Consider the following 13,988-nt stretch of genomic DNA (forward strand, 5'->3'; position numbering starts at 1 on the left):
AACAAAGCGCAAGTCAAATGCGACGATGTTTCCGGTCAGCTTGCCGTCAAGCGCGGCAAGGATGGCTTCCCCCAGTCCGTCGCCGCTTTGTAGCGCCACCTCTCCCCCTTCCGGAGGGAGAGGAAAGATGCCAGCTGGAATCGCTTCGCGCCCTTCCTCTACCCCGTCGATCGGGGGAGAGGTGGCGAGCGAAGCTCGACGGAGTGGGGGTCGACCGTTCATCAACAACATTGGTCAGAAGTCCGTAGGCGCGCCGCCTTCGGCCGTGCGCTTCGCGACAAAGGCGTTGAGCTCCTCGCGGATGGCTGGATCCATGTAGGGCTCGTCGTAAGAGGCCAGACGTTCCTTCCACACCTTGTTGGCTTTTTCCATCGCTGTCGGCGATCCGGCTTCCGCCCAGGTCTCGAAATTGCGCCAGTCCGACAGGATCGGCGAATAGAAGGCGGTCTTGTAGCGGTCCTGCGTGTGCTGGGTGCCAAAGAAGTGGCCGCCGGGGCCAACCGACTGGATGGCGTCGAAGCCGAGCGCTTCGTCGGAAAGGTCGAGTGGGGTCAGGAATTCGGCCACCATTTGCAGCAGGTCGATATCCAGAATGGTCTTCTCGTAGGAGCACCGCAGGCCGCCTTCCAGCCAGCCGGCCGCGTGCATCATCAGATTGCCGCCGCCTTGCACCGCGCCCCACAGGGAGAACACGCTCTCATAGGCCGCCTGTGCATCGACCGTGTTGGCGGCGCAGGTGTTGGAGGTGCGGTAGGGGATCTTGTAACGGCGGGCAAGCTGGCCACCGACGAGCTGCGCCTTCATGTATTCCGGCGTGCCGAAGGCCGGCGCGCCGGATTTCATGTCGACATTGGAGGTGAAGCCGCCATAGCCGACCGGTGCGCCCTTCTTGACCATCTGCGCAAAGGCGATGCCGGACAGCGCCTCGGCATTCTGCTGCACCAGCGCGCCGGCGATGGTGACCGGGGCCATGGCGCCCGACAGGGTGAACGGCGTGACGATGACGACCTGGCCCATGCTCGACATCTGGATGATGCCTTCCATCATCGGCACGTCGAGCTTGAGCGGCGAATTGGTGTTGATGATGGTGAAGACCGAAGGCTCCGCCATCAGCTGCTCCCGGCTGATGCCGCGCGCGATGCGGGTGATCTCGATGCCGTCGACATTGCGCTCCTTGCCCAGCGAATAGATGTGGAACACCTTGTCGGTGAGCGTGGCGAGGTCGCGGACGCATTCCAGATGGCGAACCGATGGATGGATATCGATCGGCTCGACCGGATAGCCACCGGTGCAGTTGAGGATGTTGTGCATCTGCGCCAGACGCAGGAAGTTGCGGTAGTCCGCCTGGTTGCCGGGCCGGCGGCCGCGATCGATGTCGGAGCAGTTGGGCGCCGACGCCATCATCGAGATGATCAGATTGTCGCCGCCGAAGCGCACATTGTGCGCGGGATTGCGGGCATGGATGGTGAATTCGGACGGGCAGTGCGAAACAAGCTCGAGGATCATGTCGCTGTCGAAGCGAACCCGCTCGCTGCCTTCGCGCACGTCGGCGCCATGCGCCTTCATGATGCGGCGGGCTTCGTCGTGCAGCACGTCGACGCCGATTTCCCTGAGCACGCGCAAGGAGGCGAGATGGATCGATTCCAGCTCGTCCTCTGATACCAGCCTGGTCGGCTGCAACGGGTTTTTCAGCTGGCGGAAGGCCGGCTGCTCGAACGCGGCCGAGCCACCGGCGCGCTTTCCGGCGCGGCCGCCCCGACGGGCGCGATCGGTTGCCGGAGCCGGTTCGGCGGGTTGAAGGGCGGCGGTCATGAGGAGCCTCGTAGGATGCGAAAGTGGGCGGCATAATGGACCGGCGGCTGTCCGGCCATTGCGGAGGCGGCGACCACTAGAGCGAGGGAAGCGACATGCCGGAACGGCAGTTGCATGGCGGGGACCTCGCCTTGTCACCGTGACGCGCCAGCAAGTGCTGAGCGCGGCCGAGCGAATGGATGCCGACGGGGCGCGCGTTACAGTACCGTCTTTTACTTTTGATATACTTGCTGGCTGAACGTCCTTGGAGGGACAGTCAATGCCTGATGTCGTCAAAGTGCGTGCCGCGACAAACAATGAAGTCGCATTCCTTTCCTGGGACATAGACGGGATGATCCCGGACTGCCTGGGTTTCGAGATCGTGCGCCTCTATCCCGACACAGGCGAAGAGCGTTGCCTGGCGTCCTGGGTGCCCTTCAAGGGCCAGAGCAACAAGGACTGGATTCCCCAGGATACCGGCGTCTGGCCGGTGCAGAAGACGTTCTGGCGCGATCTCACCGTGCGGCGGCGCCGCGACAGCATCGACGTCAGACCGGACGGTGAATTGATTGCCTATCGGGTGCGCCCGGTAGGCGACATGAAGCCCGGTCTCGATCCAGTGCCGGTGCGACCCGAGCAGGTCGTCGACGGCAAGCCCGCTTACACCGGGCCGGCGCGGCCGCTGGGTTACCTTGGCCAGGGCGCCGTCAGCCCGCCGATCTTCCTGGGGCAGATGTTCGGCAAGGCGCGTGTGGCCTTCACCAATGGCGTGCTGTCGACGCAATGGATGTCGCATGCACTGGCGGAAGCCGGCATCAAGGTCGGGCAGCGCGACAAGATCAGGGCGGTGCTGCAGGATCCGACCAGCAAGATACGCGCCTATCTGCATGGCGATGTGCCCGACGTGCTGACCAGTCTGCTGAAACGGGCCAAGACGGACGGCGGCACCGTCCGGCTTGCGCTTTACGAGCTTGGCGACGACGAGCTGTGCGACGCCATCATCGCCGCCAAGGACGTCGTCGAGGTCATTCTCTCCAATTCGGGGAAGGACGACCAGACCAAGGCCTGGGACGCCGGCAACGCGCCCTACAGGAAGCGCCTGCACGACGCGGGCGTCGTGGTGACGGATCGCCTCTTCAACAACAACCATATCGGCCACAACAAGTTTGCCGTCTACCGCAACGCCCAGGGGAAGCCGCAAGCGGTGATGACCGGCAGCACCAACTGGACGTCGACGGGCATTTGCGGGCAGTCCAACAACGCCTTCATCCGCGACGATCCTGCAATGGCCGAAATCTTCGACGCCTACTGGGATCGCATGAAGGCCGACGTCTTTCCGCCGCCGGCCTCGGAAAGCGCTGCCGGCCGCGTGGCGCAGACACAAGGCGTGCCGTTTCGCAAGGAAAACCACGTGGCAAACCCGCTGAACGGCGCCACGACGGCGCTGGATGGCATGACGATCTGGTTTTCGCCGAACGATCCCGACCGCAACAAGAAGGACATCTCGGTGCGGCCGGTGGATCTCGAGGATGTCTTCGCTCGCATCAGGGCGGCGAAGCGGGCGGTGCTGTTTCTTGTGTTCAATCCCTCGCTGCTCGGCGAAAACTCGATCGTCGACCAGGCCGTCGCGGCGGCGAAGGCCGATCCGAAGCTGATCGTGCAGGGCGCGATAAGCGACGAAACCGCCATGCCCAACTATGTCGCGCCGACCAAGGATCCGGTCACCCATAAGTCGAACAAGGACGGCAAGGCGCCCTTCGTCTATCCGGAAAAAGTCTGGGAGGCGCCGAACGTCTCCATCGTGCGGGCGGCGAACCTGACCGGCGCCACCATCGCCCGCGACTTCCAGGCTGAGGTGCTGACCGTCGGCCATGCGATCGTTCACGACAAGATCGTCATCATCGATCCGATGGAGGAGAACGCCACGGTCATCACTGGCAGCCACAATCTCGGTTACAAGGCCTCTTACGAAAATGACGAGAACCTTGTGATCGTCGAAGGCGACAAGACCTTCGCGGCCGCATACGCGGTGCACATGCTCGACGTGTTCGACCATTACAAGTTCCGCGCCTGGCGCAGGACGATCGGCAAGGGGCCTTCGGACGATGACGGGCTTTCCACCGACGACCAGTGGCTGAAGCCTTACGCCGACGGCAAGAAGGGCGCGATCGCCCGCTATTTTCCGTAGCGCTGGGTACTTGCCGTTCATTCCGGTCCGCCATCGCGGCAGAGCGGGCGGATCCATTGGCGCAAGCGGATTTGGCTTGCCGGCCCTTTCTTTCCTCCGATCGAACCAGTAGCTAATGACCTTGCCGGCCGGGAGGTCAGCCGGCACTTCACATGGATTGACGGAATGGTCGCAACCGGCTCGAGCGAAGGCGAAGCGGGAACGCAGTGGGCAGCGCTGGCCGGCGTCACCGCGGCACTCGCCATGTTCGGCGCCGCGCAGGGGTTGAGCTCGCCGCTGTTCACGCTCCTGATGCAGAAGCAAGGCATGTCGCCGGGATTGATCGGCCTGTCGGCGGCGATGATGCCGTTCGGTCTGATCCTGTCGGCGTCGTTCGTGCCGGCGGCTGTACGGCTGGTCGGTGCGCGCACGCTGGCGGTCGGCTGCTCGCTGATCGGAGCGATGTGCTTCCTGGGCATCGGTTATCTGCAGAACTGGGTGGCCTGGTACGTCATCCGCTTTCTGATCGGCGTGGTCATCAATCCGCTCTACATTCTCGGTGAGGTGTGGGCGCTGTCGCTGGCGCCGCCCTCGCGGCGCGGTCGCGTGATGGGCGTGTTCAACACGCTGATGGGCGCCGGCTACGCGGCGGGTCCCTTCACCCTGACCATGGTTGGGACGGAAGGCTGGGCTCCCTTCAGCGTCGGCATTGGCGGCTTCGTGCTTTGCGCTGTCATCCTGCGCCTTGTCTCTTCAAGGCTCACCGGTTTCGAGGACGACGGGCAACCGGCCGGCAGCTTTGTCGGTTTTGCCCGGCTGGCGCCGGCGCTGCTGCTGGCGGTGCTGGTGTCGGCCGCCGTCCAGCAAAGCACTTATGCGCTGGTTCCGGTCTTCGGCGCCGGCTATGGCCTGCCGGAAGCCGTGCTCGCCGCGCTGGTGATGGCGCTGTCCCTGGGCAACATCCTGCTGCAGATCCCGCTTGGCCTGCTCGCCGAACGCTTCGGCGGCCGCCCCATGATCCTGGCCTGTGCCATGGCGACCGCAATTTGCGCGGCCCTGCTGCCGCTGCTGATCATGACGCCGCTGATCTGGATGGTGCTGCTGGTGATGGGCGCGGTCGGCTACGGCGTCTACACGATGGCGCTGGTCGAGCTCGGCAGCCGCTTCAAGGGCACGCTGCTCGTCACCGGCAATGCGGCTTTCGCCTTGCTGTGGGGCGTCGGCGGCATTGTCGGCCCGCCCGGCGCCGGCCTGCTGATGCAGGGCATCGGCCCGCTGGGCCTGCCCGTGGTGATCGCGGGCCTTGACGCCTTGCTGGTGATCTTCGCGCTCTATCGCTCGTCCGCGCGCCAGAGCGGCAAGGCTTGATGGTGGCGGGTTCGGACAAGGGCGAGGAAGCCCTGCAGTGGGCCGCCATCACCGGCGTGATCGCGACCGTCTCCGTGTTCGCCCTCGCGCAAGGGCTGTCCTATCCGCTGCTGAGCTTCATCCTGCAGCGGCAGGGTGTCTCGCCGGCGATGATCGGCCTGTCGGCTGCCATGACGCCGATTGGCTTCATCCTGTCATCGCCTTTGATACCAGGGCTGGCGCGGCGGTTCGGGGCGGGGCGCACGGCGCTCATTTGTGCTGCACTTTCGGCTGTCGTGCTGGCGCTGATCGGCTGGACGCAGAATGTCTATCTCTGGTTTCTGCTGCGCTTCCTGATTGGCGTGGTGACCAACCCGCTCTACGTGCTGAGCGAAATCTGGGTGATCGCATTGGCGCCGCCGGCGCGGCGCGGCCGCATCATGGGCGTCTATTCGACGATCATTTCGGCCGGCTTCGCCGCTGGCCCGCTCTGCCTGCTTGCCGTCGGCACGGAAGGCTGGCCGCCATTCCTCGTCGGCATTTGCGCCTTCATGCTGTGCGGCATCTGCCTGGCTTCGGTGCTGCCGCGCCTGCCGAAGGTGGACGAAGCCGGTCACCAGGTTTCGGTCCTCGGCTTCGTGCCGCTGGCCTGGCTGCTCTTGTTTGCGGTGATCGTCGCGGCGGGCTTCGAGCAGGCGTCCCTGGCGCTGCTGCCGGTCTATGGCACGCATTATGGCATCGCCGAAACCCGCATGTCGGCGCTGCTGTCGGTGATGATTGCCGGCAACATCGCCATGCAGGTGCCACTTGGCCTGCTGGCGGAGAGGCTGACCGCACGGCTCGTGCGGCTCTTCTGCACCGTTGTCACGACGCTCGGATGCATGCTGTTGCCGCTTCTCATCGAGACGCCGCTGATATGGCCGACGATCTTCATCTGGGGCGCTGTTTCCTATGGCATCTACACCATGTCGATCATCGAACTCGGCGAGCGCTTTAGCGGCTCGACACTGGTGGCCGGCAATGCCGCATTCTCGCTGATGTGGGGCGTTGGCGGCATTTCCGTGCCGCCGGTGGCGGGAAGCGCCATGGATGTGCTCGGCGCCACAGGCCTGCCGATCACGCTTGGCTTGCTTTGCCTTGCACTGGCGCTCGCCACTGTCATCGGTCCTGGGAAGGCCTGAATCCTCTTCCGATATGCGGCAGCTATTGAATATCGGACATGGCATGTCGATGTTGCATGCCGAAGCAATCGGAGATTCCATGACCAAGCCCATCGCCAAGCCAGAATTCGCTCATGAAGACCCCTTCCTCTGGCTGGAGGACAGGACGAGCAAGCAGTCGCTTGACTGGGTGCACCGCCAGAACGAGATCACGGTTGGCGAACTGCAGGGCGATCCATCCTATCAGGCGTCGTTCCAGACGGCGCTCGACCTGATGACGGCCGAGGACAACATCGCTGTCGGTGCGGCCATCGCCGGCCATGTCTATAATTTCTGGCAGGACAAGACCAATGCGCTCGGCCTGTGGCGCCGCACGACGGTCGCTTCCTACAAGACCGACAAGCCTGAGTGGGAGACAATCATCGACTTCGACCAGCTCGCGGCGAAGGAGGGGATAAAGTGGGTGTTCAGCGGCGCCAGCCGGCTCTATCCTGACTTCAGCCGCTGCCTGCTCTCGATGTCGCCGGATGGCGGCGACGCCAGCGAGATGCGCGAATTCGACATCGATACCAAATCGTTTATCGAAGGTGGGTTTCACGCACCGGCCTCTAAGTCGGGTTTCGGCTGGCTGGACAAGGACACGGTCATCGTCTCGGCGGCCTTCGAGGACGCGGACAAGACCGAATCCGGTTATCCGCGCGTGGTCAAACTCTGGAAGCGCGGCACGAAACTTGAAGACGCGACGCCGATCTTCGAGGGAAAGACCGAGGATCTCGCGGTTGGCGCCGGCGTCGAGTTCGACGGCGACAAGCGTCATCTTTTTTTGGCGCGGACGCTCAATTTCTTCGCATCGCACAGTTTCCTGCATCTCCCATCAGGCGAAAACAGGCGCATTCCGCTGCCAGACGACGTCACCGACACCGCACTTTTCAAGGATCAGCTGGTGTTCGGAGTGCGCACGCCCTGGACGGCGCCGGACAGCACGGTGTGCCAGCCCGACGGGCTCTATTCGCTCGACTTCGCGCATTGGATCGAAACCGGCGGTTTTGGCGCCATCGAAACCTTGTTGGCGCCGGCACATCGCGTGTCGATTGCCGGGCTCGCCAGAACGCAGGACCGGCTGTTCATCAGCCTGATGGACAATGTGCGGGGTAAGGTGCTCGTCTGCCAGCGCAAGGACAGCGCTTGGTCGCTGAAGCCCGTCCCACTGCCTGAAAACGGCACCGTCGGCATCAGCCATGCCGAGCATTTCGGCTCCAGCGTGTCCTTCTCCTTCACCGATTTCCTGACGCCGAGTTCGATCATCTGGTCCGATGACGATGGCAAGACGCTTGCGACGGTGAAGTCGCAGCCGGCGCGTTTCGATGCCTCGCCGCTGATCTCGGAGCAGTTCGAGGCGCGCTCGAAGGATGGTACGATGATCCCATACTTCGTCGTTAGGCGTCGCGACCAGAAGGGCCCGGTGCCGACGCTGCTCTATGGCTATGGCGGCTTCGAAGTGCCGCTGCTGCCCGGCTATGCCGGCGTGCGCGGCAGGCTGTGGCTGGAGAAGGGCAATGCCTATGTGCAGGCCTGCATTCGTGGCGGCGGCGAGTTCGGGCCGGCCTGGCATCAGGCGGCGCTGAAAGGCAAGCGCCAGAACGGCTTCGATGACTTTGCCGCTGTGGCTGAGGATGTCGTCAGGCGCGGCATCGCCACGGCTGCCTCGCTCGGCATCCAGGGGGGCTCGAATGGCGGCCTGCTGACCGGCGTTTCCCTGACGCAGCATCCCGAGCTTTTCGGCGCGGTCATCGTCGAGGTGCCGCTACTCGACATGCTGCGCTACACCGAATTGCCGCCGGGTGCTTCGTGGATGGCCGAATATGGCGATCCGTCGAAGCCGGAAGACGCGAAATGGCTTTCCGCCTATTCGCCCTACCAGCATGTGACGGCGGATGCCGCTTATCCGCCGGTGCTCTTGACCACCTCGACCGCCGATGATCGCGTCCATCCCGGCCATGCGCGCAAAATGGCGGCGCGGATGCAAGAAGCCGGTCATGCAAAGGCGCTGTTCTTCGAGGAGACCGAGGGCGGCCACGGCGGGCGCGGTGACCGCCGGCCACAAGCCGCGCAGACGGCGATGAAATACGTGTTCCTGCAGAGGGCGCTGAGCGGCACGGCTTAGACACATTCCCTCATGGGCCAAGCGAAGGGTGGTTCACGTCGACCAGCGTTTGCTCTAAGGTGCCGGTCCATGGCTCTCGTCAGGATATCGGTCAGCGCAGTTGGGGCTCGCGCATTCAGGGTCGCGGTGACACCGTCACCGCGCACGCTGCGTGCCGAGCTTTTGCGGCTGTGCGCCCGCATCGGCTATTCGCCGCCTGCCAGCCTCTGATGCATTCGCCCCGGCGCCAGCCGGATTGAATCCAGAGGAAAGATCCAGACATGACCTATCAAAATTATTCGCTGAAGCAGCTTCAGCAGATCGACGCCGCGCATCACCTGCATCCCTTCACCGACCACAAAGAATTGCGCGATGCCGGCTCGCGCGTCATCACCCACGCCAACGGCCCGTTCATCTACGATTCCGAAGGGGCGGAACTGCTCGACGGCATGGCCGGCCTGTGGTGCGTCAACATCGGCTATGGCCGCGACGAACTGGCCGAGGCCGCCTATGCCCAGATGAAGGAATTGCCTTACTACAATTCCTTTTTCAAATGCTCGACGCCGACGCCGGTGCTGTTGTCGAAGAAGCTGGCCGAAATCGCGCCACGCAATGTCAACCAGGTGTTCTATGGGTCATCCGGTTCGGAGGCCAACGACACCGCGTTGCGTCTTGTGCGCCATTACTGGGCGCTGGAGGGCAAGCCGGAGAAGAACCGCGTCATCTCGCGCAAGATGGCCTATCACGGCTCGACCATCGCCGGCACCTCGCTCGGCGGCATGGATGCCATGCACAAGCAGCTCAACGGGGCCGTGCCCAACATCGTCCATGTGATGATGCCCTATGCCTACGAACTGGCGCTGCCGGGCGAGAGCGATCATGATTTCGGCCTGCGCGCGGCCAAATCGGTCGAGGATGCGATCATCGAGGCCGGCGCCGACAAGGTCGCGGCATTCATCGGCGAGCCGGTGATGGGCGCGGGCGGCGTCAAGATCCCGCCGGCCAGTTACTGGCCCGAAGTGCAGCGCATATGCCGCAAATACGATGTGCTGTTGATGCTGGACGAGGTCATCACCGGCTACGGCCGCACGGGCGAGTGGTTTGCCGCGCAGACCTTCGGCATCGAGCCCGACACCATCACCACGGCAAAGGCGTTGACCTCGGGCTACCAGCCGCTGTCGGCACTCTTGGTCGGCGATCGCATTGCCTCGACGCTGGTCGAGAAGGGTGGCGAGTTCAATCACGGCTACACCTATTCGGGTCACCCCGTGGCCTGCGCCGTGGCGTTGAAGAACCTGGAGATCATCGAACGGGAAGGCCTTGTCGACCGCGTCAGGAACGACACCGGGCCCTATTTCGCCAAGGCTCTGCAAGAGCGTATTGCCGGGCATGATCTGGTTGGCGAAGTGCGCTCGATCGGACTGATGGGCGCGATCGAAATCGTCCAGGACAAGGCAACCAAGGAAAGGTTCCTGCCGTCGGGAAGTGCCGCGGTGACGGTGCGCGACCATGCGATCGCCAACGGCATGATGCTGCGCGCCACCGGCGACACGATGATCCTGTCGCCGCCGCTGATCTGGACCCGCGATACCATCGACATGGCCTGCGAACGTATCGGCAAAGCGCTGGATTTGGCACAGGCGGATCTGCGCAAGCGGTAAGAGCGAGGCTCGACCGGGCGTTTCTCCAAGGAGACGCCCGGTATCGAGAAGATACCATCCTGGCCAGGGAACGATCTCACTTTTGGCGCGTAGTGTGAGCGGCGGTCGATCCGGCCGCAAAGGGGGCTTCCATGAGAAAGACCAGACGTCGACGCGTGCAGGAAGCGAACAGCATCGGCGCGGGCCTGATGCTGGCGCCGATGGTGGCGATGATGCGCTTGCCACTGATGGCCATGGAGGCCCGGAGCGGCGAGCCCTGGAGCGCGGAGACGGCAAGGGCGGTCACCGAGAAGACCGTCGCAATGGCCGAGGGCGCGGTTGCGGCGCAAATGTCTTTTCTGCAGTCGGCGTCCCGTTTCTGGCCGGAGGTTCTTTCCGGCCACACACCGTCGCTGCTCAACGGCGTCGCGGCTGAACGGTCGATCAGCGCCGCGCTGAAGCCGGCCAGCCGGGCGGTGAAGGCGAATTTTCGCCGGCTTTCGTCAAAGGCTTGAAACGGGGCGGCGGACCTTGATTTTTGCGTTGGCACGATTCCGGGCGGAAAACCGTTTCACACTTTTCCTGGAGTTGCTTTAAAACCGGTCGGCACACGCACCGACGGGAGACAGCATGGCAGCACAACCGCTCAATCAGCCAGCCGAAATCCCGGCCAAGCTCGATCGCTGGAATTGGGGCGCCTTCTTCCTCAACTGGATCTGGGGCATCGGCAACAACACTTTCATCGCTCTGCTGGCGCTGATCCCGGTCGTCAACCTCATCATGATCTTCGTGCTTGGGGCACGCGGCAGCCGCTGGGCCTGGCAGAACAGGACCTGGCGCGATGCGGAACAATTCCGCAGGACGCAGCGCAACTGGGCAATCGCCGGCCTTGCCGTCTGGGTGGTCAGTATAGGCGGCTGCGCGACGATGGTCGGCAGCGTCCCGTTTATGCTCAAAGGTAATGGTGCCTATCACATGACCATGGATGCCATTCGCGCCGACGGCCGTGTGAAGGCCGCCATTGGTGACGATGTGACCGACAATTTCTGGGTCGGCGGCCATCTCAACGTCAATGCGAATGGGGCGGGCGATGCCCAGTTCAGCATTCCCGTTCACGGCGCCAAGGGCAAGGGGACAGTGTTCTCCCACCTGGTTCGCAATGCAGGCATATGGAGCATGCGCCTGCTCGTGATCAGGGTGGACGGTTTCGATGCGCCGATCGTGTTGACCAATGAAGATCACGTGCCGATCCCGAACGCCGCGATCGGAATATAGGCTCCAGCCCGGATCAGGCGCGGCGGAAATGCAAAAACCGCGCTCCGTCGGGAACGCGGCTTTGCCAGATACGCATGGCGTTTCGCTACTCAACACTTGGCGAAACCTACGGGCTCCGGTACGCGAGACCTGATCCGGAGCGCCGGGCGGATGCGATATGTCCGCCTCGCAATTCGTTTTATAGGGACATCGTTACCGCGGAGTTATCGAGAGCTTAAGCAAATCTAAATTTACGGCCGTCCCGCCGGATGGATCAGGAAAAAGCCCATCAAATCCGTTAGTTACGCAGGGGTGCCGCGCAGAAAATTAATTATACCGGAGAAATCGGCGCCGCCATGCCCCTGGGCGTTGAACAGGGCATAGAGTTGTGCCGCTTCAGCACCAAGTGGCGTCACCGCGCCCGCGCCAAGTGCTGCTTCCTGCGACAGTTTCAGGTCTTTCAGCATAAGGGCGGCGGCAAAGCCCGGTTTGTAATCCTTGTTGGCGGGCGAGGTGGGCACCGGGCCGGGCACCGGGCAATAGGTGGTCAGCGACCAGCACTGGCCTGAAGATGTCGAGGCAACGTCGAACAACGCCTGATGCGACAGGCCCAGTTTCTCCGCCAGCACGAAGGCCTCGGCGACGCCGATCATCGAAATGCCGAGGATCATGTTGTTGCAGATCTTCGCCGCCTGGCCGGCGCCGTCGCCGCCGCAATGGACGATGCGGCCGGCCATTGGCTTGAGGATTGGTTCGGCCGTGGCGAATGCATCGTCGGAGCCCCCGGCCATGAAGGTCAGCGTGCCGGCCGTGGCGCCGCCGGTGCCGCCGGAAACAGGGGCGTCGATCGACAGCAGGCCGTGTTTCGCCGCGATGGCATGCGCCTTGCGTGCCGAATCGACGTCGATCGTCGAGGAGTCGATGAACAGCGCGCCTTTCCTGGCCTTCGGCGCGATGTCTTCATGGACCGACAGCACGTGCTTGCCGGCCGGCAGCATCGTGATGACCACGTCGGCGTCCTTCACTGCGGCCGGCGCGTTGGCCATGACGACGACGCCGTGCTCCCTCGCGACGGTCAGGTTCTCCGGAACCAGGTCGAAGCCATGCACCGTATGTCCGGCCTTGACCAGATTGGCGGCCATTGGATTGCCCATATTGCCGAGGCCGATGAAGGCGATCGTCGTCATTGTCTCTCTCCCGCAGTTGCTGTCGTCAGCGGCCAATCAGGGCGCGCGCGATGATGACGCGCATGATCTCGTTGGTGCCTTCGAGGATCTGGTGGACGCGCAGGTCACGCACCAGCTTCTCGATGCCGTAGTCATGCAGGTAGCCGTAGCCGCCAAGCAGCTGCAGCGCGTCGTTGGCGACGTTGAAGCCGGTGTCGGTGACGAAGCGCTTGGCCATCGCGGACCATTTGCCGGCATCCGGCGCCTTGCGGTCGAGTTTGGAGGCGGCGGCATAGAGGAAGATGCGCGCGGCCTGCAGTTCTGTCTCCATGTCGGCCAGCTTGAACTGCAAAGCCTGGAACTGATTGATTTTCGAGCCGAAGGCCTTGCGCTCGGCCGTGTAGGACAGCGCCTTGTCGAGCGCCGACTGCGCGCCGCCCAGCGAACAGGCGGCGATGTTCAGCCGGCCGCCGTCGAGGCCGGCCATGGCGATGCCGAAGCCGGCGCCTTCACCCGACAGAAGGTTTTCGGCCGGCACCTTGCAATCCTCGAAGATGACCTGGCGCGTCGACTGCATGTGCCAGCCCATCTTGTGCTCGTTGGCGCCGAAGGAGAGGCCGGGCGCGTCTTTCGGCACGATGACGGTGGAAATGCCTTTCGGCCCGTCGGCACCGGTGCGCACCATGACGGCATAAAGGTCGCTGTCGCCGGCGCCGGAGATGAATTGCTTGGCGCCGTTGAGGATGTAGTCGCCGCCGCTCTTCACCGCGCGTGTCTTCAGGGCAGCCGCATCCGATCCCGAGCCCGGCTCGGTCAGGCAGTAGCTCGCCAGCCATTCCATCGAGGTCAGCTTGGGCAGGAAGCGCTGGCGCTGCTCTTCATTGCCGAAGCGGTCGATCATCGAGGCCACCATGTTGTGGATCGAGATGAAGGACGAAAAGGCCGGGTCGGCGTGCGATAGCGCCTCGAAGATCAGCACGGCATCGAGTCGGCCGAGCGCGGAGCCGCCGACATCATCCCTTATATAGATGCCGCCGAGGCCGAGCGGCCCGGTTTCGCGGATTACGTCGGCGGGGAAATGTTTCCTGCGGTCCCAGTCGAGCGCGTTCGGCGCGACGCGATCGGCCGCGAAGGCCTGCGCCATCTCCTGGATGGCGCGCTGTTCCTCGTTGAGTTCGAATTGGCTGGTGCTCGCATCGACCGCGGCGTCCATGGCGTGCTCCCTATATGCTGGCCAGCTAGCCCGCTGGCCTGTCGTTTTTGGCTTTGCGCGCGCACCAATCTAGACCAATGATGCCGCCGCGCAACCCAACCGATCGC

The 13,988-nt window shown here is 63.6% G+C and carries 11 protein-coding genes; 8 read left to right on the plus strand and 3 right to left on the minus strand.

The features are described 5' to 3' along the window. Positions 1 to 234: 234 nt before the first annotated feature. Positions 235 to 1,812: a trimethylamine methyltransferase family protein gene (locus tag FJ958_RS06755; RefSeq protein WP_140740914.1), complete on the minus strand. Its 1,578-nt coding sequence runs from the start codon at positions 1,810 to 1,812 to the stop codon at positions 235 to 237. A 259-nt stretch (positions 1,813 to 2,071) separates the two neighbouring features. Here FJ958_RS06755 and FJ958_RS06760 point away from each other — a divergent pair, with 259 nt between their 5' ends. From FJ958_RS06760 to FJ958_RS06795, 8 genes are all read left to right on the plus strand, one after another. Further along, positions 2,072 to 3,979 carry a phospholipase D-like domain-containing protein gene (locus tag FJ958_RS06760; protein ID WP_140740916.1) on the plus strand — a complete coding sequence of 636 codons (1,908 nt, stop codon included), beginning with the start codon at positions 2,072 to 2,074 and terminating at the stop codon, positions 3,977 to 3,979. Positions 3,980 to 4,144: 165 nt separating this feature from the next. Beyond that, positions 4,145 to 5,326: an MFS transporter gene (locus FJ958_RS06765; protein ID WP_140740917.1), complete on the plus strand. Its 1,182-nt coding sequence runs from the start codon at positions 4,145 to 4,147 to the stop codon at positions 5,324 to 5,326. Then, positions 5,326 to 6,486, plus strand: a complete 1,161-nt coding sequence (locus tag FJ958_RS06770) for an MFS transporter (protein ID WP_181176310.1) — start codon at positions 5,326 to 5,328, stop codon at positions 6,484 to 6,486. The genes FJ958_RS06765 and FJ958_RS06770 overlap by 1 nt, the downstream gene beginning before the upstream one ends. A gap of 79 nt (positions 6,487 to 6,565) precedes the next feature. Beyond that, positions 6,566 to 8,629 carry a prolyl oligopeptidase family protein gene (locus FJ958_RS06775; RefSeq protein WP_140740921.1) on the plus strand — a complete coding sequence of 688 codons (2,064 nt, stop codon included), beginning with the start codon at positions 6,566 to 6,568 and terminating at the stop codon, positions 8,627 to 8,629. Positions 8,630 to 8,698: 69 nt separating this feature from the next. After that, positions 8,699 to 8,839, plus strand: coding sequence for a capsid protein (locus tag FJ958_RS06780; protein ID WP_140740923.1), 141 nt, complete (start codon positions 8,699 to 8,701; stop codon positions 8,837 to 8,839). Positions 8,840 to 8,889: 50 nt separating this feature from the next. Further along, on the plus strand, positions 8,890 to 10,269 hold the full coding sequence (locus FJ958_RS06785) for an aspartate aminotransferase family protein (protein ID WP_140740925.1): 1,380 nt from the start codon (positions 8,890 to 8,892) through the stop codon (positions 10,267 to 10,269). Positions 10,270 to 10,400: 131 nt separating this feature from the next. Next, entirely contained in the window at positions 10,401 to 10,763 is a 363-nt protein-coding gene (locus tag FJ958_RS06790; protein ID WP_140740927.1) for a hypothetical protein, read from the plus strand. Between the two features lie 115 nt (positions 10,764 to 10,878). Then, the gene (locus FJ958_RS06795; protein WP_140740928.1) at positions 10,879 to 11,523 is read left to right on the plus strand and encodes a cytochrome c oxidase assembly factor Coa1 family protein; all 645 of its coding nucleotides are present in this window, start codon (positions 10,879 to 10,881) and stop codon (positions 11,521 to 11,523) included. A gap of 281 nt (positions 11,524 to 11,804) precedes the next feature. Here the strand turns inward: FJ958_RS06795 and mmsB are convergent, their stop codons facing one another. After that, entirely contained in the window at positions 11,805 to 12,689 is an 885-nt protein-coding gene (gene mmsB / locus FJ958_RS06800) for a 3-hydroxyisobutyrate dehydrogenase (protein WP_140740930.1), read from the minus strand. Positions 12,690 to 12,714: 25 nt separating this feature from the next. Further along, on the minus strand, positions 12,715 to 13,881 hold the full coding sequence (locus tag FJ958_RS06805; RefSeq protein ID WP_140740932.1) for an isobutyryl-CoA dehydrogenase: 1,167 nt from the start codon (positions 13,879 to 13,881) through the stop codon (positions 12,715 to 12,717). Positions 13,882 to 13,988: the final 107 nt, after the last annotated feature.

It is taken from the genome of Mesorhizobium sp. B2-3-5 (genome assembly GCF_006442395.1).
GTDB lineage: Bacteria > Pseudomonadota > Alphaproteobacteria > Rhizobiales > Rhizobiaceae > Mesorhizobium.